The organism is Sporosarcina sp. FSL K6-5500 (assembly GCF_038005665.1).
In the GTDB taxonomy this organism is placed as follows: Bacteria; Bacillota; Bacilli; order Bacillales_A; family Planococcaceae; genus Sporosarcina; species Sporosarcina psychrophila.
In genome coordinates this window covers 3,771,012-3,794,493 of the sequence record NZ_JBBOTP010000001.1, presented here as the reverse complement: position 1 = coordinate 3,794,493, position 23,482 = coordinate 3,771,012, and the positions used below count along the sequence as shown (strand labels likewise).

The window sequence follows — 23,482 nt, the reverse complement described above, 5'->3', positions numbered from 1 at the left end:
CTAGTTATTCCATTAATGAATTGAATCGATTTGATAACTGGATAACTTATTTTTTATAGTCGTAAATAGTAACACCTTTAACGACACGGCTAATCGCTCCATCCGGACTCGGATTGTCTGGTGTGATTCCTAATTGAATTGATTTTTTCAATGCTAGAGCTTGGGCGAAAATGATATACAATAATGCAAGATGGAAGTCGCTTGAAAGTGATTCTGTGCCAGTATTTACTGAAATAACCCAGTCAGCTAGTTTTTCAACTTCTTCATCCTTCGTTTCAGTAAGTGCTACAATTTTCATGCCAGATTTTGCTGCCGCTAATTCCCGTAAAATATCCAGATCGTATTTTCTTGTATAGGGATCTTGTGACATGAATAAAACGACTGCTGATTTGTCATTCAAAATTGATTTCGGACCATGACGGAATCCGAGTGATGATTCGTGGATTGCAACAACTTGTCCACCGGAGAGTTCAAGCATTTTTAAAGCTGCTTCATGTGACAGTTGAGCAAGTAAACCTGAACCTAAATATGCAATTCGTTCAAAATCAAATCCCAATACTTCATCAACAGTGTTCCCTAGTCTTTCAATTAACTGTTCCGCACTAGTAATAACTTGTGTTGCTACGTCTTTCGTAAAGACATCCTCAGTAAACAACACATAAGCAGCAATGGTCATACTCGTGAAACTACTTGTCATTGCTAATGATTGATCATTTGCTTTTTCAGGCATTAACAGCGTAATACTTTTGTCATCGCCTTGAATATTTTTCGCTAATTGTCCATCCTTATTACATGTAATAACAACTTGATAAAAGTCAGTAACAATCTCTTGCCCTAATGTAACAGTCGCAACACTTTCCGGGCTATTACCGGACCGTGCAAATGACACCAAGATTGTTGGTATCTCTTTAAATAAGTATTCTGTTGGATTGGAGACAATATCAGTTGTTGGGATTGATTCAAATTGGACGTTTTGTTGATTTTGTCGTGCTAATTCTGGAACTAAAGTGTCGCCAACAAATGCAGATGTACCGGCACCAGTTAAAATAACTCGAACAGTATCATGTTTTTTGTAAATGGATGTAAGAAATCCTTTAAATGTTTCTTGCTGCTCTACTAAATCTGTAACCAGTTCCTTCCATACAACTGGCTGTTGATGTATTTCCCTTGACGTATGTACCGCATTGCTTTTCTTAATTTGGCCTGAAGTTAGATTAAACATTTTTAACATCCTCCACTTCTTCAATGAATACTTCCCTTACTTTTTCACACTATCGCGAATAATAAGTTTGGTCGAAACAAGTATTTTCTTCGCTATTTTTCTGCCTTCTAGTCGTTCTAATAATGTATCTACAGCTGTTTCACCCATAACTTCCGTATATACTCTAATCGTACTTAATGATGGATACATATATTTCGAAACTGTCATGTCATTTATCCCAATAATACTGACCCGGTCTGGGATTGTTATATTAGCCTCATGAAGTGCTCTTAAACTACCAATGGCCATAACATCACTACTCATAAAAAAGGCAGTCGGTAAGTTTTCGCCTAAGTCTTCTATAGCTTGTTTCATTAAGTTGTAGCCATCTTCAACTGAAAATGAGCCCACATAGACAAATCGTTCATCAAACAGTCCATTTTCCCACATATAGGATTTATACGTCTTTTCCCTTAAATCTTCTATAGGTTCGGTCTGGCCTTTCAGTAATTCTCTCCCGCCAATAAATCCTATTTTACGATGATCAGTGGAAAGGAAAAAATCGATTATTTTCTTTGTAGCTTTTTCAAAATCAATGACAATTGAATCATATTTATCTTCATTAGGACTGTAATCGACAAAGACAACCATTGGATTAATAGTTGTTAATTCCTTAACTTGTTGTTCGCTAAATTTACCAACAGCAATAATCCCCTCTATTTCAGCAGCCTTTATATCTTTAATATTATTGAAAAAATATACTTCTGGCTTCATACCAATTTCTTTACATCGTTTTTCGATTCCAAGCCTTATTGATAAATAATAAAGGTCATTTAATTCTTCTTTTTCCGTATACCAATGCACAACAGCGACCTTTTGATCGACATACCTCTTTGACGAAGTTTTTCGGTATGATAATTCTTCTGCTACTTCAAATATCTTCTTCTTCGTTTCATCTGCTACCGATAAGCTTGCATCATAATTAAGCACCCGAGAAACTGTTGCAGAAGAGACACCCGCTTTTTCTGCTATATCTTTAATCGTTGCCACTCTCAATCACCTTTTCCATTTCTATAATTACCGTATTTAGTAGATTACCTACAATATATACATCATACAGTATTTATAGTCATAGAACAGATTAGCAACTGTCCTATGATTTAGCCTAGTTTATGTGTGTCTATTAGCGAGACTTTTATGGGCCTCGTTCCATAATATAGGTAGATATTTCCCGGCATTGCCATAACTATAGATGTTGAAATAAAAATTCCAATTGAATCCACTTCGACGCTAGGGGATGCCTTCCACGCTAAGGTCAACTAATATAGGTATTCATTTGTTTAACGTATATACCAGAGTTCAAATTAAAGGACCTCATTAGCAAAATTAGCGATATGAATGACTTTACCATTTTGTCGCCTTGAAGCTTCAGCACCAAATGCCAAAAGGTGACTTTCAAGTGATACAGCGGCAGATGATCTACTTTCATTTCCACCGTAGTTTCTTGCTTCATGTAAGAAGTCCCTGACGATTGCTTCATCACCGCCTCCATGGCCACTCTTGGGTTCATTCAACTTCGTAACTGTTTCATTATTTGTTAGAAAATCGAAAACAGAGATTGAGTTTTCATCCATTTTCCCTCTAATTTCACCTTTTGTACCCATGATTTGCACAATACGCGTTTGCTCTCTTGTGAATCCACACATACTAAATGTAGCTGTAGCCCCGTTTTCAAATTCCAGATTGACTACTTGATGATCAACAACATTATTATCAGAACGATAGACACATTTCCCATAAGGCGTTGTATTTAACGCATGAATAATACCTTCTCGTGAATGATCAGTAGTGAACTTTTTCGCCCACCCTTTTCCTTCACCTAAGTAGTATTTCCCAGCATGGAAAACACAATCGTTTTCAATTGGGCATCCATCCAAACAGCGCAACGGTCCATTTTCAGGTGCATTTGATTCTTTAAAATGCATCAATGACCCAAACGAACTGACATGCTTACATTTCTGGTCCATCAAATACATTAAGATATCCATATCATGACATGATTTTTGCAAGATCATCGGGCTTGATACATCACTATTATTCCAATTCCCTCGAACAAAACTGTGTGACATATGCATAACTTCAACGTTTTCATTCAATTGAATGGAAACAATGTCCCCTATTTTTCCTTCATCAATAACACTTTTGATGTTTTGCCAAAATGGTGTATACCTAAGAACATGGCAAATCGTTAGCAGTTTATCATGTTCCTTTGCAATTTCCACCATGGAAATACATTCCTTGGGATCAGGTGACATCGGTTTTTCTAGTAAAACATGGTACCCTTTTTTGATCGCTTTTACTGTTGGTTCATAATGCTCCCTGTCCAATGTACATATGAAAGCAACATCCGCATCGATATCATCTTCTAGCATCTCTTCCCATGAGGCATAACACCGGTCTTCCGAAAGTGAGTATTGTTGTGCAAATGCTTCTCTTCTCTCAGGATTTAACTCCGCGACTGCTACAAACTCTAATTCATGTGGATAGTCATTGGCATAAGGAGCGTATGCTTTTGCTCCCCTATCGCCGGCACCAATTAATACCGCTTTTGTTTTTTTTGAAGTTTTCTCATCTTTATAGTGTTTCAAATCTTCTTTCCTCCCTTTACCTATTCAATCCCCTTTAAAGCGGCACCAACAATTCCTGAATCACCTTTTAATCTACTTATATGTAAGCGTTCTAGGCTATGTTGCTGTTCAGGGATTAAATATTGTTTCAAAGACTCTTTTATCAACTCTAACAAAAATGGGTTTTTATTAACAACTCCTCCACCAAGGACAATCCAGTGTGGATCTAACAAACATATAATTGAATAAATACCATGCGCTAAAGATCCGACCACTTCATTCAGTAACGTTTTTGCAACTTCATCATTATCTTCATACTTCGAGAAAAATTCGCTTGTTGTAAGATCAGGATTGTTAAATCGCTGTTCCGCAAGTTTTTTTATTGCAGGACCTGAGGCTGACTTTTCCAAGTTTTCAATTCCATTTAATGATGCTCCTGCCAATACTGGAAATAAACCAATTTCACCTGCAAAACCATTCCCACGCATAAACGAGCCTTGATGAATAATTGCACAGGAGATTCCTGTACTAATTGTTAAATATACAAATGTATCCTGCTTATTCGTGTTTGATACTTTCCATTCTGCAAAAGCAGCCATATATACATCGTTATCGATTACAATATTTTTAAACGAAAAGTAATCTTGTAATCGACTTACAATTGGAAAGTCCCTCCAAGGTAAATTGTTTTGAAAAACCGCTATCCCATTCTCACGATCTACTTTTCCAGGTACACCAACACCCATACCCTTGATGTCACTAATACTTATTTTTGAATCATCTAGTACCATTTCAATACTTTTAATCACCTGTTCAAACATCTTTTCTTTATCTGACGGATCACTCGATACTTCTGAACGTTTATATATTTCACCATTTTGATCAATTATCACGGTCGCAATTTTTGTACCACCAATATCAACACCCAGCGCATATGTCACATTATTCACCACACAATCTCTTGAAATAAAGAATTCCTTCCAATCCGCTTTGGCGCTTTATGTATGCCTTTGTTCAGTCTATACACGTACTCATAGATTCTACTTATATATCTACTTTTTAAAATCCCGGTAAACTAGTTTAGTAAAACTATTACTAATGTTTTTTCAATATTACCACACACTTATTATTACGTCTATGCAGAATATCAGTAATAAATTCTCATCTCCCGTAATGAGCTACACTCTAACGGTCATCTAGCACTAAGACACTTCTTCAATTACAATTACACAGGGTTGAATAGGGAAGACTTTTCCGCCCTTTCAGCTGATTGTCTTCCCCACACAAGCCCTATACTTTCTTTTCTGCCAGAAAACTTCTAAGCTTCCAACTTACACTCTTTACTTCCCAGCCGCTTCGATATACATCCATTTATAGCTAAAATCGCTACCGAATGGATTGATGGCAATCCCTTTTACAGCTGGGTTCCTAAGAAACATTCCTCCGCGTTGATACGTCGGCGCGATAGCTGCATCATCTTCCAGGAGGATTTTTTCAGCTTCCGCAAACACTTCAAAACGTTTGATTGGATCATTTGCATAAGTTGTTTTTGTAGATTCAATAAGTTCGTCATAAGCTGGATTTGAGTAACCCATTTTGTTATGTGGGCTTCCTGTTACAAACAACTCCATAAATGAGATTGGATCCTGGAAGTCAGGACCCCATGCTGATGCCTCGATGTCATAATCACTATTGTCATCAAGTTCCAGACGCACTGCTGAAGGAACTTCTTTCAGTTTGATTTTCAAACCTGGTAGGTTTCTTTCAAGTTCCGATTTGAACCATTCTTGTTGTTTCTTAGAATCTTCTGTGTCTCCGCCAAGAAGTTCAATTGTTAGTTTGTCTGTTCCAAGTGCTTTTAGCCCTTTTTTCCAAAATGCTTGTGCTTCTTTAACATCGTAAACAGTGAAGTCTTCACTGTAATCACGGAAGTCTTTACCGTTTTCATCGAGCACAAAGTCATTTGCAACTAGGAAGTTAGCGGCTTTAGCTCCATTCGCCAAGACTGCATCTGCAAGCTCCTCTTTATTGAACGCTCTTGCAATTGCTTTACGAATGTCAGCATTCGCAAGTGGCGTTGGTTTACCATCACGCAGTTGGTTCATTTTGAAGAAGTATACAGCCGTTTCAACCTCACTAATAAGATTGGGATCATCAGCATATTGCATTGCATACTCAGCACTCAGTTTCACACGATCTTTCTCGCCGCTTTCATATAATTTTACAGCTGTTGACGTTTCTTTAATGACATCAACAATGATTTCATCAAGCTTTACACTATCAGCTTCCCAATATGTGTCGTTTTTGGCGTATTTCCAGTTACCAGTACCGTCCCACTCTGACAATGAGAATGGACCGTTATAAATCATTGCATCAGAGTTAGTCGCATATTTATCGCCCTGGGCAGTTACGAATTCTTCGTTAAGCGGTAAAAATGTTGCGAAAGAAGTAAGAGATAGGAAGTAGGCAACCGGGCGTTCAAGTTCAACGACAAGTGTTTTATCGTCCACAGCCTTAATTCCAAGGTCTGTAACTTTCGCTTTCCCTTCACCAATTTCAGTTGCATTTTTAACCATGCCTGCCATCAAATACGGTCCGTAAGGTGAAGCCATATCAGGATCAATAGCGCGTTGCCAAGCATATACGAAGTCATGCGCAGTTACAGGTGTTCCATTAGACCATTGTGCGTCACGGATTTTAAACGTATACGTCATTCCATCTTCACTGATTTCAGGTTCAGCCTCAGCCATAGCTGGTGCTAGTAAACCTTCTTTATTCACACGATAAAGTCCTTCTATTACGTTGTTTAGTACCTTGGTACTTACTGCGTCTTCAGCAATTGCTGAGTCAACAGATGCAATTTCTGCTACTTCAATCAAATTTAGAACTTGTGGCACATCTTTACCTGATTCTTCTGTCGTCCTTTTTCCAGCTCCAGCAGCAGTGTCAGCGCTTTCTTTTTTGTCACCGCACGCCGCTAAAAACACACTAAGTACAAGTATCAAGCTAATAAGCCACATAAAATTATTCTTCTTCATATTGGTTACCTCCTCTAAACTGTTTGTAAAATTGGTATATTAATGTTTTAAAATTATTCTTACAATTGAAAACACCTTTTTATAATCTCGTAATGCACTAGAACAGGGTAATATAGAGAAATGATTTTCAGGGCCAACAATACGTTTAATGAATTTTCCCATATCTTTTCCGTAACTACCGTATCACTTGCCACAGCTGAAAATATATGTATTTTTAATAGTGTTCAATTCGAACGTTCATCACCATCAGCACTCACCACACAATCTTTTTAGCTACTTATTAATTAAACCTCCACATCCAGATAAAACTCAAGTAAAAACAATCAGTAAAATGTTTACTTAATGTTTTTTCAACAATAACATACATTCATTATTCCGTCTATACAGAATACAAAAAAATCAGTATACGAATTCTCTCACCAAAAAATCCCCTACGCCACAAAGGACATAAGGGACTCGCACACACTTCTTCACACATTATTATATGAGTACAAGATACTCATCGGATTTACAACGTATCAAATGTTGGGCTTGTCCTATTCTCATTAAAATCACTAGTTAACAGCCATGCGTTTTATCCTAGTTTAGTTAAAAATTCAATTCGGATCAAATACGTCAACTAAAAGCAAAGACACAGCACCTATAAGTGTTGCATCATCCCCCAGTTTAGTTATGGTTACTTCAGTCTGCTTTGCCCGTGGTGTCAATGCACATTCTTCAATCGTTTTTAGTATGACTGGTAAAATAAATTCTTTTGCTTTTGTTACCCCACCACCAAGTACAATTTTTTGCGGATTAATGATATGTATTAAATTTGTTAAACCTATCCCAATAACTCTTCCAGTTTCTTTTAATAACGTCACAAACTCTTCATTACCCCTAATAGCTAATTCATAGACTTCCTCTGCAGTGATAAGTTCTTGGGATATGCTCTTCATTGCTCGCCTAGCAATCGCGGGACCCGTTGTGAACGTTTGCAAACAACCGCGATTACCACATTCACAAATTTCTCCGTTCAAATCGATAGTCATATGTCCCACTTCACCTGCAATATCTTGTGCCCCGTGGTATAAATCCCCATCAATGATCAGACCCGCGCCGACACCCCGTCCAATATTCACAACTAACATACTCGTTAATTCACCGTGATCTCCAAACCAAGATTCGCCTAACGCCATTGCGCGTGCATCATTTTCTACTTTAACTTCTAGTTCAAATTCTTTTTCCAATTCTTCTTTAATCGGAACATTTGTCAGACTTAAAATAGGAGCAAACAATGATGTACCAGTTTCTACGTCCACAACTCCATGCATAGCTATACCTATACCAATAATTTTTTTACTAGTTGAGGGTATGTCTTTTATACAATTGTGAATACAGTCTTTTAAAATAATGAGAAATTGGTTGTTTGTTAGTGGTGTAGTCAACTTACTTAAAGTCCGATTCAAAATTTTTCCCGACAAATCGGTGAGGATACACTCTATCATTTCCGGTCCCGCGTCTACTCCTACTACATATAATTCTTGGTTATTGATTAAGAGCATCGTTGGCTTACGGCCACCTTGAGACTCACCAAGCTTACTTTCTTTTACAAGCCCTTGCTCAATCAACTCTTTCACATTACTACTAACCGTAGGCGGCGTTAATTTAGTCTCTTTAGCAATTTGCGCTCTAGAGATGGGTGCGTCCGTCCTTATTTTATTTAATATAATGGACTTGTTTACTGATTTCATCCATTGGAATGTGCCTTGCCGCATATTAAAGCCTCCTATTATTATAGATTTATAGATAAATAACATCCCTATTTTACTTCTAACACATTAATCTATAATACCAATCAAATCGTTTTTTCATGACAGGAAACCGCTTTAACTAGTTGATATTTAATAGCTTCTCAATTTATGCTCGAAAGGCTAACCATTATTATCATTACACGAATCGCTCATTAGCATTAATACTATCACTTATCTCTTTAGTAGAATAGACAGACAGCATTGTTTGAGTGTGAAAAGTTCAATTTTTCTTCGAGGTTTTTCCAATTGCCTTTGGCCGCATGAATTCGAGCTAAACCGCCCTACTTTTCGCCCAAATACTGAGCAATGTAATCTCTTTTCTATAAATCAAATATAGAACTAGTGTCTGCTGCCATTAGACAAATTCCATATCGATTGACGAGCTTCCCCAGTGATTCTTTGCACGTTTTCCATTTTCTGCAGACGAACATAATTTGCAAAAAAATTCATCAATGGTTATCTCAAAACTACCCGTTAAGTTGGCTTATTTCGATTCACTATAGATTCCATACTAATTCATAAATTCATTGTCGGGCATTTTCAATCATTCCATTGGAAGCTTCTTAATTTTGATAATAATTATTTCGCTAGGACAAGAAAAACTCTGTCGAACAGGCAAGTTGATATTTATCGCATTCATTGGTATTATCAGTCTCTATGTATAAGAAAGGGGACAATTATGATACACCTAATTGCAATTGATATGGATGGAACAATATTAAGCCCTGACCACAGCATCAGTACTAGAAACAAACAAGCAATTTTAGCTGCGCAGTCAAATGGAATTGAGGTTGTAATCGCTACTGGAAGAGGTTTCTCAGAAGCCTATGGTCCTGTTAGGGATAGTGGATTGAATCTTTCATACATTTGTCTTAATGGCGCAGAAATTAGAGATGCGTTTGGGGAATTGATTTCCGCAACCCATATAGTCGAAAATGACATCACAAAAATCACATCTATTTTGGATACTCACACAATCGATTATCAATTATATATTGATACGCTCATTTATATTAATAGTATTGAAGATCAAATCGATACTTTCATTCAACTTGCTGAGGCAGCTAACCAGATCCCCGTCGTAGATAAAATTCGACAAGAAGTAATGGATAGAGTAGAACAAGGTTATATCCGCCAAGTTGATTCTTACAAAGAGCTGATAAACCAACGTGGAAGTGAAATTTATAAAGTATTTGGAACGTCCTTTAATAGACTGAATTTGGATAAAGCTAGAGAAGCTCTTCAGTTATTGCCTGGACTTGCTATCAGTTCATCTGGAGCGGGAAATCTCGAGATTACAAATATCAATGCGCAAAAAGGAATAGCAGTTGAAACATACGCCAAGAGTAAAGGGATTTCAATGGAAAATGTTATGGTAATTGGTGATAGCTATAATGATTTATCAATGATGGTACTTGCAGGACGCGCTGTAGCTATGGGTAATGCTCCAGCAGCAATTAAAGCTGCTTGCACTGAAATCACAACAACAAATGAACATGATGGTGTTGGATTAGCAATTGAAGCTATTCTGCAACGTCAACCTTAAATTAAGTAAGTCGTAAGGCACCGTTATATTTGAACGTAGCCTTAGTTCACGACATCCTTTCGCAATAAGGAGGGATGCCGTTCAATCGCTCCTTATTGCGAAAGCGCTGGAGGAATTGATGGAAAGGGCAATCTTGTCCATTGCCATCAATTCTTAGGCAACTCGAAGAAGCCGACAGATGGACATAGACACTGTTCCATATCGAAAAACTTATAGTTCCTTTATCTATCAAAATCCCCCTCTTCGATTGTCTATCTAATTATAGAGGAGTTTCTTTGTTGTTTTTTATCGATACATAGCAATCATCTATTTTTTAACTCAAAATGCATTGCTCAATTTCACAGGTGATCCTTTTATTGCCGATTCTAACGCAGCCGTGGTTACTTTATGCGTCTTATAAGCATCTCCGTAGTCTGACAAAATTCTAGATGGGTCACCTGTGCGTACTGCATTGATAAATACTTCATTTTCTGTTTGATAAGGATTAACCGTGTCGATATAGTCTGCTGTAGACCCTTTCATCTTAATCTCTAAACGTTTGGGTGACCAATCTACCATTCCTTGATTTGTAAATAAGGTGATTCCCGATTTCCCAACGCTTTCTGGGAGTATACAAGTATTCGATATATTAGCTACAATCCCATTACGTAGTTTCATGGTTACCGTTCCTACATCCGCAACTGTGACAGATTCGTCTTGCGTAGAAAGAATCTGGCTACCAAATACCGCATAAACTTCTTCGACTTCCCCACAAATATAGCGAAGTAAATCGACAATATGCGTTGTCTGTTCGATAAATTGTCCCCCGGAACTAGCTTGATTTCGCCACCACGGCACTTTTGGCATACTCCCCATATACTGCCCAAGGACAATACCGATATTCTGGTCATTTAGTATACTTTTTAAATGCGAAATCGAATCACTATAGCGATAATGATAGCCTACTGATGTAAGCAAAGACTTTTGTTTGATCTCCGTAAATATAGTTAAAGGTGTTTCATTGTCTTGACTCAATGGTTTCTCCACAAAAAACGGAATTCCTCGCTTAATTAATTCCAGTTCTATCTCTCCATGTGCCATTGGCGGGACACAAATATAGACAGCATCCAAGTGAATGGCGTCCAGCATACCTTCCAAATTGTTATACCCTCTCGCATGCGTAAACTTTGATGCCATTGACTCCGCTTTTTCTATACTTGTCCCATATATAGGTGTTATTTTGACACCTGCTAAACCCGATAAAATCTTTGCATGGAATATGCTGAAGTAACCTGTTCCAATAATCCCTACATTTATAGTCAATATAACTCCCCCATTAACTTGATTTTATTCCTTCTATAGTAATCACTGGTTTAGCGGAAATCGAATTAGGGATTTTCTGCGTTATGGCAAGTTTGAATTGATTGAACTGTGGCGCCACTGGCTGGCTTGTTAAATTGCCTTTTTCTCGTATGGCGCTGCTTCTAGCAATTCAATTATTTCCACTCTAACAACCAGCATTTCTAACCTTGTTTCATTTAAATGAGCAGAAGCTTTATGAATAGGTAGATCAAAAATTTCCTTATCTGCTGACACATCTGCCAATGAGCTTAAACAATTTGTTTTATTTTTGATACACCTCAAAATTCACTCTCTTCTATTACTTTAACAAACTAAGTTATTTCAATAGAATGTCATTCGGTGAAGTTTTACGACTCACAATCCCTTCTTGCATTGACTAATTACAGGAGCAGTACCTACAATACTTTTCTTAACATTTCCAACTGAACTCTCAGTGATCTCCTATTGCTTTATCCACTGTTCTATTCAAGCTTCGTCCCATAAACGACGTACATTATCCATACCCATTTTCGAAGCTTGTTTACACTCTTCTATTCCTTCAAATTCAACTGATATATAGCCGTTAAAACCTGACTCTTTAATAACTTTGATAACTTCTCTCATATTAATATCCCCATGACCCACAATTGAACCTCTTAAATAATTACCTGATGTTGTTTGCATCCAGCCTTCTCCAGGATAAAGATGTGCTTGTCTCAGATAAAAGTCCTTGATATGTACTACAGATGCATATGAGATGTTTTTCTTAACAGCAGATACTGGATCTTCATCTACACACATAAAGTTCCCAACATCTAATGTTGTTTTAAAGTTAGAACGATTTACATGATTTATTAACGACTGTACTCGATCACTTGCTTGAATAAAAAAGCCATGATTTTCTACACTAGTTGTAATTCCATATTTCCCAGCATAATCTGCAACTATTTGACAAGCTTTTGTTAGCTTAGGTAAGTCAGATTCGAATTGTTTGATTGTTGAGTCGGAAATAGGTAGTGACGCTACATCATGGCGCATGAATTTTACCCCAAGACGATTAGCAATATCTACTTCTTTTTTAACTCGCTCAATTTCTGTTTGAAAAGCTTCTTCACCTTCTGTGATAAAATTAGCTCCAATCGCATAATTAGAAATATCAATCCCAACAACACTAGCTTTCTCTCGAATAGCATCAACTAATGCTGGATTATCTTCAAGTTTAAAACCAAGATTCGGGACAATTTCAATATGCTCTCCCCCCTGATCAGCTACCCATTGGATCGCCTCAATAATTGACATTTCCTTACTTTTCAATATTCCATATAGACTGTAAGAACTTAAACCAACTTTCATAATAAGCATCTCCTTCTATAGTAGTATAGCGGGGCTAGTCTAGAAATTTTGGTATATGTTAGTTAAATCTTTAGTCAAAAATAATGCTTGCAATAAAATATTCTATGCCCACCACATATCAGTAGGTTGCTCTTCAATTAAGACTGACTTCAAATTCTTTACTGCGCGCGAAAATCCTTCTTCAATCGACATCAATGGATCCTCATGTTCAATGCTCACAACATAATCATACCCATATGTTCGCAGAGCACTCATCATATCTGACCACTCTTGAATACTATGTCCACATCCAACAGACCTGAATGTCCATGCTCGACTTTGTACCTCTCCATAAGACTGCATATCAGTTAATCCGTGCATGTTTACATTTTCCTGGTCAATAAAGGTATCTTTTGCATGGAAATGATGAATTGCATTTTCTTTACCCAAAATCTTAATCGCTGCTACTGGATCAATACCCTGCCACCAGAGATGACTCGGATCCAAGTTAGCACCGATAGAATTGTTTGTAGCATCTCTCAATTTCAGCATCGTGTATGGTGTATGAACTGAAAACCCACCATGTAGCTCTAAGCCAATCTTTACACCATGATCTTCGGCAAATTTACCCTGTTCTTTCCAATAAGGAATCAACTTTTCTTCCCATTGCCATTTATAAATATCGGAATATTCCGATGGCCATGGAGATATTGGCCAATTTGAATATTTCGAATCTGGATGAGACCCGGGTGTCCCAGAAAAGGTATTAACAACAGGCACATCTAATAATTTTGCCAATCTTACCGTTTTGGTAAATGTCTCATGTGCATTTCGGGCAATTTCTTTATTGGGCGAAACAGGATTATCATGACAACTAAACGCACTAATGGTTAAACCACGTGAATGCACGTGATCAATATATTCTTTTCTTTTATCTTCACTCCCAAGTAATTCATCTAAATTACAATGGGCATTACCTGGATATCCACCTGTACCAATCTCTACCCCGTGCAATCCAGCTATTTGCACATAATCTAGCATTTCTTCAAATGTTTTCCCCGCAAATAGTACTGCAAAGACTCCTAATTTCATAATTATTTTCCCTCCCAATTTTAGTCGCATAGGTAGATAACTTTTGTGCTGAAATAACTGTAAACTAATACATTTATTTTAGAAGTATAGACTGCTTATATCCTGTTACTGTTAGGAAAAAGGCAGTCTATATTTCTCTTAAGTTCTTTAATTCGTCTAAATAGTGGCCTTATAACGGATCCAATTTATAATACCGGAATATGAATATCTACTTCCTTTCCTTTTTCAGAAGACCTGAAAATACCATCAATGATTGCTTGGTTGATTAGGATTTCTTCCCCTGGAATTGGTGCAGGTTTATCTTCTTTGATAGCAACAACAAAATCGCGTACTTTCGCATCAAAAATGTTGATGTCATGTACTTGTAGAGGAATAGCTGTTTCTGTTTGATGACTATCCACATCATGAAACATGCTAATTGATCCAATTCCTCCATCCCAAACCCCACTCCAGGGTCCACTACCTGCAGGCATTAACTTTAAACCAGCATCTTTTCCAAGAAAAATCGTAGGCCCTAATGTATCCATATGCATTGCCCAAGATATTTTAAAGTTAAGTACCATACCGCCTTCTAAACGAATCATGGCAACACCAAAATCTTCTACTTCGAACTTATCCGCTTCAGGATGATAAATCGGATTCTTCCCAAAATGATTCGATGTATATGCCGAGACTGTTAGCGGCTTTGGATGACCTAATGCATTTAGCGCTAAGTCAAGCGAGTATGTTCCTATATCACCCATAGCTCCTACACCCGCCAATGCTTTATTAATAAACGTGCCACCTGGCATCCCGCGACGGCGTCCTCCCCCTACTTCTACATAGTAGATGTCTCCAAGCTGGCCAGACTGAACAATGTTTGTTACCTTTTGCATATTTGGATCATATCGTGGTTGAAAACCAACAGAGAGCATTTTCCCTGTCTTTTTCGCTACTTGAACCATTTCAATTCCTTGATCAAGTGTGACTGCTAAAGGCTTTTCGACAAGTACATGTTTTCCGGCTTGCAATGCATCAATACTTGTCATATGATGAAAAATATTTGGGGTGCAAATACTAACACCATCTATATCTAGATCGAGCATTTGTTTATGATTTTCAAATGCTTGGGCATCCTCAATCGCTAAGTTATTAATGAATTCCTGTGCCTTTCCTGGTACAACATCTGCCACCCCTACAATCTGAACACCTGCCATTGCTTGATAAGCTTTTGCATGACTGACTGCAATTCCACCACTGCCAATAATGCCTATTTTAATTACTTTTGTCATCACTTAATCCTCCAGATTATTATACTAATTACGAAATTAGCAATTCTATATATTCAGTTTTTAAAATCTATATTTTTATGTCCAATAGAAAACCAAAACAATTTTATTGAAGTAGTCGAGCATAGTCAATGCACACTATTTATCAATTTATTTGATCAGTTTGATATCGTTCATATAAGATACATTCAATATTATTTTCAACAACCTATTCTTCGTTTAGACTCTTTTATTATCAGCTATAATAGAGTTATTCATTTCCTTAAAGCAACAGACTTTTTCATGGAGCTAAATTGATCTCCATATAGAAAAATGGTCGGAGTATCGTTATACTTGCATAACCTTTCTTCACATTTATGATTTTTCACTAATTCTCCTTAGTTCTTTAGCATTTTGTGCTGCACTTTCTACTGGGTCACCTGTAAAGTCTTCTTGTTCAATAACAAACCAGTCAACTTTATGTTCTCTACCCGCTTCTAAAAACTGGGCAATATCAAGTGTTCCTGTACCAATTTCAGTTGAAACAGGCTTACTATTAACAAGCTTTAGATCTTTAATATGTAACGAAACACAGCGATCTGCATACTTTTTTATTATTTCAACTGGACTGTTCCCAGCATGTGCAGCCCAAAAACAATCTAACTCCATTTTCACATATTGCGGATTCGTATTTTCATATAATAGTTCAAAACCTGATTTCCCATTAAATAAATCAAATTCAAATGCGTGATTATGATAGCCAAATGAAAAACCTGCTTTAGCTACTTTCTCACCCAAATTATTAAACAATTCAGCTGTCCGTTTATAATCATCCTCAGTTGTCCGCATGTTTTCTGGTAGATATGGACAAATCAGTAGACGATTATCTATACCTTCATGATAACGTAGTAAACCATCAACATCATCTTGTAATTCCTCAATTTGAATATGTGCACCTGCTGCCTTGATTCCTACTTCATCCATTTTAGCTTTTACATCTTTTGCTGTATGGTCAAAGAAACCTGCAAATTGAGCACCTTCATACCCCATATTAGCAACTTGCTCAAGTACACCAAGTAAATCTTGTTCAGCTGCATCTTTAATTGAATACAATTGTAATCCTAACTTCCCCATTACTTTCTCCTCCTTCAAATTCCACATTTACTCATTAGTTATATCCTGTTACTTATAACTTAATAGCCCTTTTCAATTCACTTGATTGATATGCTGCTAGCGACACTTCGAGTGATTTGAGTCCATCATAGCCGGTAATGGAGGGTTCCCTGCCTTCTTTCACACAGTTTACGAAATCAAGAATCAAACCATAGTCCATATCATTTCCAAAAAACACGTGCTCTAAAGACTTGCTACCACTACCAAACATTCTAAAGTGCTCTTTAAACGCGTCAACTTTTACTGTTTGTTTCGTTCCAATCACTTCAATTGTTGCGTCACCCCATGTTGGGTATTCAGTAAAGCGTGACCAACTGGCATCATGGGAAGCTATCACACCATTGTTAAATTCAAACGTAAGAATCCCTGCATCATCAATGTCAACATCATGAAAATAAGAATCGACAAACGCTCTTACCTCGGTTACTTCTTCATTTAAATACCAACGCATAATATCAAGCATATGAACAGTATGGTCGAGTACAGCCCCACCACCTGATTGCTCTTCATCAATAAACCAGCCTCCAGGATTTTGGCCACGGTTTGTTGAACGAAATGCGACAATATCACCGAGTTCCCCTTTATCTATCATCTCTTTCAATTCTCTAATTGGTGAGCTAAATCTTACTGGGTAAGCGATTTGTAAAGTAACATTATTGTCTTCGCAAACTTGAATCATTTCTGTAGCATCATCAAGATTGGTTGCAATTGGCTTTTCACACAAGATATGTTTCTTTGCCTTTGCTGCGTTCAAAACCATTTCTTTATGTCGATTGTTTTCACTGCAAATAATGACGGCATCCATTTCTTGTGCTAAGAAGTCTGCTTGATCACTGTAATGTATTGTATTATAGTTCACCGCGACTTCTTGTCCTCTTTCAACGTTATCATCATAGATACCAACTAATTCAACATTGGGTATGTTCTTTAACCCCTCTGCATAACTATATGCGTGCATATGTGCGAAACTCATCATACCTATTTTCATTTAGTTGCACCTCCATCGACAAGCAATCCAAGATGATTCATTCGATCAATAAGCGCCTGATCAACTTTGTATGCTGTAGCTAAAATGGAATCAACTGAATAGGTTAACGGCAATGCCGTCTTACTTCCAGGTCGGACTGGTCTCATTTCATCACTGTCAAATTCAATAATAGTATTAATCCCACTCCATTCAAACTCAATTCGTTCCTGATCAGTAACCGTATACTCAATATGAGCCATTGTTCCGCTACCGAAATACAACATAATAATGATATAAGCCGGGGTTACAGTTTGATCAGTCCGTTTTACATGAACATCTTGTGGCTCACCTAAAAGTGCTGATAACACATATAAATCTCCCGCAAGTAATGAAACATCTTCAACATGCTTCACAGTGCGTCTAAAGCGAAAAACACCTTTACGTTTATCTTCTTTACTAATAATCTCTTTCGCCTTTTGGTAAAATGGATAGTTTTCTAAATCAAAATAAACACTCGAATCCAGATTTTGATTGTTGGTTGTTATCAGATTTGATGGAATATAAACTTGGTGTGCATGATTCTTTACTGCTTGCAAGTTTTCAACTGTAGCTGCTAGGACGATAATCGCTTCGCCATTTTCATTTTCTCTTAATTGTTCAGCAGACTCCAAAACACTTACATTTTCTAAAGTCGTTCTAAAGTCGATCCTGTCAAATCTACTGAATATCATTTTCATCAATTTAAAGAGCCTCCTACTTTATTACTAAAGTCCCCTTATAAATAAACTTCTTTACCTATTTTTGCGGATTCATAAATTGCATTAAGCATTTTCATTACTTCGACACCATCAGCTATAGGTGCAATTGTTTCATGGCCAGATTGACAGCATTCTACAAAATGATTGATTTCATTTGCGAATGATTTTACAAAGTCAAAACCTAAATTGTCAATTTGAGGAGTAACATTCAAGATTGTATTATTCTTCTCCAAAACAAGTGCTAATGCAGGCTCAATTTCAGCCCCGCCCTTGTCTCCATATAGTTTAACCGACGTTTCATCCTCCTTAGCGTGTAGTGTAAAACTAACATCAACAAAAAGTGATGCTCCATTTTCAAAACGGATGAGTGCATTTGTTAGATCTTCTACATCATTTAATGTTGGATTATAGTCTGCTGCTTGATAAGATGATAGATTTTCAATATGACTACGATTGCCAAGCCTATGGTATGTATTTCCACTTACTGAAACGGGTCGCGGTTTCCCCATTAAATACCACATAATATCAACTACATGAACGCCCAGGTCTATCAACGGACCGCCGCCTGATTTTGTTTGATCACTAAACCAACCACCTGGATTTCCCAATCGTCTCAAGTATGATGCTTTTGCATAATATATTTCACCAAGCTCATCATTATCGATAAATGCCTTTAAAATTTTCACATTATCTGCATGTCGTCTGACAAAACCAACTTGTACAGTTTTTCCAGACTTTTTAGCTGCAGCCTCAACTGCAAATGCTTCTTCGACAGTCATACTTAATGGTTTTTCAACTAAGACGTGTTTACCAGCTTCGAGCGCAGTAATAGCAATTTCTGCATGCGTGTTGTTCCACGTACAAATACTTACAGCGTCAATTCCCTGATTATTTAATAGTTCCTGATAATTAGTGTATAACTGGTTAACACCAAATAACTTACCTTTCTCAACTAAGCGCTCTTCATGAATATCACATAATGCGACTAACTCTACTTCCTTATTTTGAGAATACGGTGTAAGATGCATCTCCGATATTGAACCTACCCCAATAACTCCAACTTTCAACATATAATCTACTCCCTTGAAAATGTAAATAAAATAAAAAAGAGAGATGATCAGCAAGGTTTTATAAACTTAGTTTATAACTAATTTTGCTGGTCATACTCCCTAATTCTTAACATACTATTTTTTCTTGTTTCAATTATATAATTAGCTATTTTCAGTTCCACATAACAGTTCAATATTTCACTTGAAATGCATTACAACTCAATCCGACGTCCTTCATCATGAGATTTCACTGCCGCTTCATTAATTAGTGTTAAATTAATGACATCTTCTTTCGTAATCGTTGGTGGTGCCCCTGTTTTAATCGCATTAACCCACTGCACCATTGGCATTGGTAATGCCGGTAATACTTCTGTTAAGTCTTGTGATTTTATATTGGCACTATTGATGTGAATTTTATCATCACTAATACGTAACGTCCCTTCCGTTCCATATACCTCCAACTGGAACGGGCTGCCATTTGACACAAAACTTGTTTCAATAATACCAAGTGCTCCCGACTCATAATCTACTAATAGTGCAGAATTATCATCTACAGTTGTACTGTTTGCTTTATGAAGACGTGCATAAACACCTGCTGCTTTTCCAGCTAAGCGATTCGTCAAATAGATTGGATGTGCGCCAAGGTCAATCATAGCCCCCCCACCAGTTTGTTTCTTATCATAGAAACGTGCAGGCAACCATCCATTTTCTTGTCCTTCTGGCGCTACGCCACCGTTATGAGCGAAACGACAACGAACCATTGTAACTTTTCCTATCCAACCTTCATTAATTGATTTCTCAGCATATAGGAAGTTATTATCAGTTAGTCTCGGTAAAGAAACCATTAGCTTGACGCCAGCTTCTTGAACGGCTGCATATATCTCTTCAGCGTCCTGAACCGTAAATGCTAAAACCTTTTCAGTGAAAATATGTTTTTTATGTTTCGCTGCAGCAATGATAACTTCTTTGTGCATATTTGTTGGTGTATTTACGATGACTGCATCAATATCTGGATTAGCTAAAACAACTTCCAAGTCTTGTTCAAATGGAACATTTAGCTCATTTGCCCAGCCTTCTCCCCGTTCGACTTCTTCATCCCAAACAACTTCAATCGACATGTTGTCGTTTTCTTTAACATTACCAGCATAGTCATCAGCGTGTACATGCCATCTACTTAATAAGGCTACTTTAATCATTTTTATCACTCACTTTTCTATATTTTATATTTAAAACATAAATACTTCATAAGCTAAATGTACTCGCTTTCAAATCTCGCCATTTTAATACAGATACTTATTAGTCGAAATAAACAGCTTTACCAGTTTTAGCAGACTCATAAATTGCTTCTAAAATTTGCGTCACAACAAAAGCTTCTTCTGGTTTAACAGTTGGTTCTGTGTCATTAATAATGCAGTCAATCCATAAACGCGCTTCAAGATCGGCATTGCTTTCTGATGCGCCGTCATAATAAGCAACACCACCTGCACCTAATTCTACATTTCTAGTATACAAGTTGCCCATGTCTTCTCCATTAATACGCAGACCATTTTTCATATCTGCCCCACCTTTTGAACCACTTAGGGAACATTTAGCTTCATCAACATCAAGTGTATTTAATGCCCAACTTGCTTCTAAGGTAATTGTTGCACCATTTTCCATTGTAATAAAGCCAAATGCAGAGTCTTCAACTTTGAATTTTTCAGGATCCCAAGGTCCCCAAGCATTTGCAGCATTTTCGTTTTTACCCAATACATGATAAACATTACCCATTACAGATTTCGGCTTATAATTATCCATCATCCATAATGTTAGATCAAGTGCATGTGTCCCAATATCAATTAGCGGACCGCCACCTTGCTTCTCCTCATCGAGGAACACTCCCCAAGTCGGCACAGCACGTCTACGAATTGCATGTGCTTTGGCAAAGTAAATGTCTCCTAGGTCACCACGTCTTGTAATTTTATGCAAGCTCTGACTATCAGGCCTAAAGCGATTGTCATAACCAATTGTGAGCTTTTTACCAGTTCGTTTAGCTACTTCAACCATTCGTCGCGCTTCTTCAGATGTTTTAGCCATTGGTTTTTCACATAAAACGTGCTTCCCTGCTTCCATTGAAGCAATTGAAATTTCTGCATGAGAGATATTTGGAGTTAAAACATGAATAACATCAATTGAATCATCTTTTAATAATTCTTGATAATTCTCATAAACCTTAGCATTTTCAGTCCCATATTGTTTAACTGCTTTTTCAGCCTTATCTAGTTCTATATCACAAAATGCAACAAGTTCAACGTTCTTTAGTTTACTTAAGCTTGGGAGGTGCTTCCCATTTGCAATTCCGCCACAACCAACTATACCCAGTTTTAATTTTTCCATCATTTTTTTCCTCCTTGGACTTCCTATTTTCCCAATCTTACGAATCAAAATCCCCAAACGCTCTACTCATCTACAATGTCAGTGTAGATGAGTAACAGCCAGCACTTGGTTTCATCAAAAATAACCCCTCATTCAGACAATCTAAATCTGGCCATATCTCGTTATTCAAAATTCGGTAACAGATTAATTCTTTGCTTTGTTATTTATTTGGAAGTTGGTCATATTCAATCCTTTCCTAAAGGAAAACTTTAACCTTTTCCATCTCTTTGAACTACAAGTTATATCAATTCACTTAACTTGCTGCCCAACGATCATAAGCTACCTGGTAGATTTCAATGTACTTGTCAATATTCATATCTTCGATTGTTTTTACATATTTATCCCAATTAGATAATGGCTCAACACCTGTGATGAATTTTGCTTCCATTTGCTGAATATACGATTGTAGGTCTATTTCAATTGTGTTAACTTGTTTCTGCTCTTCTGACGTTAAGTACACAAGTGGAAAAGGTACTTCTGCAAATGGATCGATTTTCCCATTAGTTTCAGACTCGATAAACTTATCAAATTCTGATATCTTCTTCCCTTCTACTGGACCACTTAAAGAAGGTGCGGGAATTCCGTAATCAGGTGTTAATGTCCCACGGTATTCCTCTGAGGATTCATAGCCCTCTGGCGGATCAAGATTTACTATAGCCCCTCCTTCTTCGTCAGCCCATTCCCAAAGTGCCCCCTTAGGACCCATATTTAAAAATGCATAGCCCTCTGGTGAATAGAAATAGTCAATCCATCGTATAGAAGCCTCTGGATTTTGATTCCCACTTGAGATCGAGAAAGCCCCTCTTTTGATTCCCGGACTGCGTGGTACCAATGGTTTATCCGAAAAGGGGCTAGTTAACGGTTGAAACATGGGATTAGTCATTGCATCTTCTTCCTTTTCTCCTGTTGTAAAGAATGAAAAGTAATCTGGGAATATCCCAACTCTATTAGCTTGTCCTTTTGCTTTTTTCTGTTCATCGGATTGGGAGAATGTCTCTGGGTCTAATAGTTTTTCCTCATAAAGCTTATTCATATACGTTAGATACTCTTTATATTCCGGAAGTTTCGGCGCATATCGTACTTTACCATTAATTTCTTCAACCCCCTGTTCTTTCATGCCAAAAGCACCTAGAAACCATGCACGAGTGCCATCCATTTTTACATCAAGCAATGGAATTTCATCTGCTTTTCCATTTCCATTGGGATCTTCGTTTTTGAATCGTTTTAATAGATCATAAAACTCATCTGTAGTTTTCGGTAACTCTTTAACATTCAACGCTTTTAGCCATTTACCGTTATACCACATTGGTCCTTTATACCAGATAGATGTTGGCCCACTAGAAATCACTGGTAATGAATAAATATGTCCATCGATTGTAGTAATAGACTTTTTCACATCCGGTCTTTCTTCAAGTACTTTTTTCAGATTAGGAGCATACTCTTCTATAAGGTCTTCTAAAGGTAATAAAACCCCTTGTTCTCCATAGTCAGTTTCCATAGCTGGTGTTAAATTATTTGTTCCAGCTGCATATATAATATCTGCTATTCCTCCACTAGCAAATGCCAAATTTAATTTTGTTTTAAAGTCGCTCATTGGAGGTGTTTCATAATCAAAAGAGATATTCGTCATTTCCTCATATTCTTGTAATGTAGCCATGTCTTTCCATTCAGCTAGGCCAATACCTGGTGCAATCATAGATAACTTTATTTTTTCCTCAACAATTGGAAATCCTGTTTTATTTACTTCAACATTTGTACTTTTGGATGCATCTTTATCCTTTTCCCCTTTATCTGATGAGCAAGCTACCATAATCAATATAGTTAATATAGCTACAAAAAGTAACGTAATTGTTTTTTTCATGCTCCATTCTCCTTTTTTAACTACTATTATTTCCCAAGAATTGCTTCAATCCTTATACGCATC

19 protein-coding genes are annotated in these 23,482 nt (G+C 37.1%); 1 reads left to right on the top strand and 18 read right to left on the bottom strand.

Annotated features, from left to right (window positions below; translation table 11 throughout):
• Positions 1–46: 46 nt before the first annotated feature.
• The 6 genes from MKX62_RS18060 to MKX62_RS18035 all read right to left on the bottom strand — a co-directional run bounded on the left by MKX62_RS18060 (position 47) and on the right by MKX62_RS18035 (position 8,623).
• On the bottom strand, positions 47–1,222 hold the full coding sequence (locus tag MKX62_RS18060; protein ID WP_340742013.1) for an SIS domain-containing protein: 1,176 nt from the start codon (positions 1,220–1,222) through the stop codon (positions 47–49).
• Between the two features lie 36 nt (positions 1,223–1,258).
• Positions 1,259–2,251: a LacI family DNA-binding transcriptional regulator gene (locus MKX62_RS18055; RefSeq protein ID WP_340742012.1), complete on the bottom strand. Its 993-nt coding sequence runs from the start codon at positions 2,249–2,251 to the stop codon at positions 1,259–1,261.
• A 314-nt stretch (positions 2,252–2,565) separates the two neighbouring features.
• Positions 2,566–3,849, bottom strand: coding sequence for a Gfo/Idh/MocA family protein (locus tag MKX62_RS18050; RefSeq protein WP_340742011.1), 1,284 nt, complete (start codon positions 3,847–3,849; stop codon positions 2,566–2,568).
• Between the two features lie 20 nt (positions 3,850–3,869).
• A complete protein-coding gene (locus MKX62_RS18045) occupies positions 3,870–4,769 on the bottom strand; it encodes an ROK family protein (protein WP_340742601.1) in 900 nt (299 codons plus the stop codon).
• A 399-nt stretch (positions 4,770–5,168) separates the two neighbouring features.
• Positions 5,169–6,866, bottom strand: coding sequence for a peptide ABC transporter substrate-binding protein (locus MKX62_RS18040; protein ID WP_340742010.1), 1,698 nt, complete (start codon positions 6,864–6,866; stop codon positions 5,169–5,171).
• 596 nt (positions 6,867–7,462) lie between these two features.
• Complete coding sequence (locus MKX62_RS18035) at positions 7,463–8,623, bottom strand: ROK family transcriptional regulator (protein ID WP_340742009.1); 1,161 nt, start codon at positions 8,621–8,623, stop codon at positions 7,463–7,465.
• 715 nt (positions 8,624–9,338) lie between these two features.
• Between MKX62_RS18035 and MKX62_RS18030 the strand changes: the two genes are divergently transcribed.
• The gene (locus tag MKX62_RS18030) at positions 9,339–10,205 is read left to right on the top strand and encodes a Cof-type HAD-IIB family hydrolase (RefSeq protein ID WP_340742008.1); all 867 of its coding nucleotides are present in this window, start codon (positions 9,339–9,341) and stop codon (positions 10,203–10,205) included.
• A gap of 318 nt (positions 10,206–10,523) precedes the next feature.
• Here MKX62_RS18030 and MKX62_RS18025 read toward each other — a convergent pair whose 3' ends face one another.
• The 12 genes from MKX62_RS18025 to MKX62_RS17970 all read right to left on the bottom strand — a co-directional run bounded on the left by MKX62_RS18025 (position 10,524) and on the right by MKX62_RS17970 (position 23,419).
• The gene (locus MKX62_RS18025) at positions 10,524–11,507 is read right to left on the bottom strand and encodes a Gfo/Idh/MocA family protein (protein ID WP_340742007.1); all 984 of its coding nucleotides are present in this window, start codon (positions 11,505–11,507) and stop codon (positions 10,524–10,526) included.
• Positions 11,508–11,636: 129 nt separating this feature from the next.
• Positions 11,637–11,828: a hypothetical protein gene (locus tag MKX62_RS18020; protein ID WP_187047605.1), complete on the bottom strand. Its 192-nt coding sequence runs from the start codon at positions 11,826–11,828 to the stop codon at positions 11,637–11,639.
• A gap of 183 nt (positions 11,829–12,011) precedes the next feature.
• Positions 12,012–12,878, bottom strand: coding sequence for a sugar phosphate isomerase/epimerase family protein (locus tag MKX62_RS18015; RefSeq protein WP_338652525.1), 867 nt, complete (start codon positions 12,876–12,878; stop codon positions 12,012–12,014).
• A gap of 102 nt (positions 12,879–12,980) precedes the next feature.
• Complete coding sequence (locus tag MKX62_RS18010; protein WP_338652526.1) at positions 12,981–13,949, bottom strand: sugar phosphate isomerase/epimerase family protein; 969 nt, start codon at positions 13,947–13,949, stop codon at positions 12,981–12,983.
• Between the two features lie 185 nt (positions 13,950–14,134).
• Positions 14,135–15,220: a Gfo/Idh/MocA family protein gene (locus tag MKX62_RS18005; RefSeq protein ID WP_340742006.1), complete on the bottom strand. Its 1,086-nt coding sequence runs from the start codon at positions 15,218–15,220 to the stop codon at positions 14,135–14,137.
• A gap of 351 nt (positions 15,221–15,571) precedes the next feature.
• Positions 15,572–16,330, bottom strand: coding sequence for a sugar phosphate isomerase/epimerase family protein (locus MKX62_RS18000; RefSeq protein ID WP_187047601.1), 759 nt, complete (start codon positions 16,328–16,330; stop codon positions 15,572–15,574).
• A gap of 52 nt (positions 16,331–16,382) precedes the next feature.
• Positions 16,383–17,357: a Gfo/Idh/MocA family protein gene (locus MKX62_RS17995; RefSeq protein ID WP_187047600.1), complete on the bottom strand. Its 975-nt coding sequence runs from the start codon at positions 17,355–17,357 to the stop codon at positions 16,383–16,385.
• On the bottom strand, positions 17,354–18,076 hold the full coding sequence (locus MKX62_RS17990; RefSeq protein ID WP_187047599.1) for a hypothetical protein: 723 nt from the start codon (positions 18,074–18,076) through the stop codon (positions 17,354–17,356). The genes MKX62_RS17995 and MKX62_RS17990 overlap by 4 nt, the downstream gene beginning before the upstream one ends.
• A 35-nt stretch (positions 18,077–18,111) precedes the next feature.
• A complete protein-coding gene (locus tag MKX62_RS17985; RefSeq protein ID WP_340742005.1) occupies positions 18,112–19,164 on the bottom strand; it encodes a Gfo/Idh/MocA family protein in 1,053 nt (350 codons plus the stop codon).
• Positions 19,165–19,355: 191 nt separating this feature from the next.
• Positions 19,356–20,339, bottom strand: coding sequence for a Gfo/Idh/MocA family protein (locus tag MKX62_RS17980; RefSeq protein WP_340742004.1), 984 nt, complete (start codon positions 20,337–20,339; stop codon positions 19,356–19,358).
• 100 nt (positions 20,340–20,439) lie between these two features.
• Positions 20,440–21,522, bottom strand: a complete 1,083-nt coding sequence (locus MKX62_RS17975; protein WP_187047596.1) for a Gfo/Idh/MocA family protein — start codon at positions 21,520–21,522, stop codon at positions 20,440–20,442.
• A 289-nt stretch (positions 21,523–21,811) separates the two neighbouring features.
• Positions 21,812–23,419, bottom strand: coding sequence for an extracellular solute-binding protein (locus tag MKX62_RS17970; protein WP_340742003.1), 1,608 nt, complete (start codon positions 23,417–23,419; stop codon positions 21,812–21,814).
• Positions 23,420–23,482: the final 63 nt, after the last annotated feature.

Excerpts from the sequence above, each read along its gene's own strand:
- MKX62_RS18030 (WP_340742008.1), top strand. The coding sequence starts at position 9,339 with ATGATACACCTAATTGCAATTGATATGGATGGAACAATATTAAGCCCT.
- MKX62_RS17995 (WP_187047600.1), bottom strand. The coding sequence starts at position 17,357 with ATGAAAATAGGTATGATGAGTTTCGCACATATGCACGCATATAGTTAT.
- MKX62_RS17985 (WP_340742005.1), bottom strand. The coding sequence starts at position 19,164 with ATGTTGAAAGTTGGAGTTATTGGGGTAGGTTCAATATCGGAGATGCAT.
- MKX62_RS18015 (WP_338652525.1), bottom strand. The coding sequence starts at position 12,878 with ATGAAAGTTGGTTTAAGTTCTTACAGTCTATATGGAATATTGAAAAGT.
- MKX62_RS17970 (WP_340742003.1), bottom strand. The coding sequence starts at position 23,419 with ATGAAAAAAACAATTACGTTACTTTTTGTAGCTATATTAACTATATTG.
- MKX62_RS18035 (WP_340742009.1), bottom strand. The coding sequence starts at position 8,623 with ATGCGGCAAGGCACATTCCAATGGATGAAATCAGTAAACAAGTCCATT.
- MKX62_RS17980 (WP_340742004.1), bottom strand. The coding sequence starts at position 20,339 with ATGATTAAAGTAGCCTTATTAAGTAGATGGCATGTACACGCTGATGAC.
- MKX62_RS18000 (WP_187047601.1), bottom strand. The coding sequence starts at position 16,330 with ATGGGGAAGTTAGGATTACAATTGTATTCAATTAAAGATGCAGCTGAA.
- MKX62_RS18010 (WP_338652526.1), bottom strand. The coding sequence starts at position 13,949 with ATGAAATTAGGAGTCTTTGCAGTACTATTTGCGGGGAAAACATTTGAA.
- MKX62_RS18040 (WP_340742010.1), bottom strand. The coding sequence starts at position 6,866 with ATGAAGAAGAATAATTTTATGTGGCTTATTAGCTTGATACTTGTACTT.
- MKX62_RS18060 (WP_340742013.1), bottom strand. The coding sequence starts at position 1,222 with ATGTTTAATCTAACTTCAGGCCAAATTAAGAAAAGCAATGCGGTACAT.
- MKX62_RS17975 (WP_187047596.1), bottom strand. The coding sequence starts at position 21,522 with ATGATGGAAAAATTAAAACTGGGTATAGTTGGTTGTGGCGGAATTGCA.
- MKX62_RS18005 (WP_340742006.1), bottom strand. The coding sequence starts at position 15,220 with ATGACAAAAGTAATTAAAATAGGCATTATTGGCAGTGGTGGAATTGCA.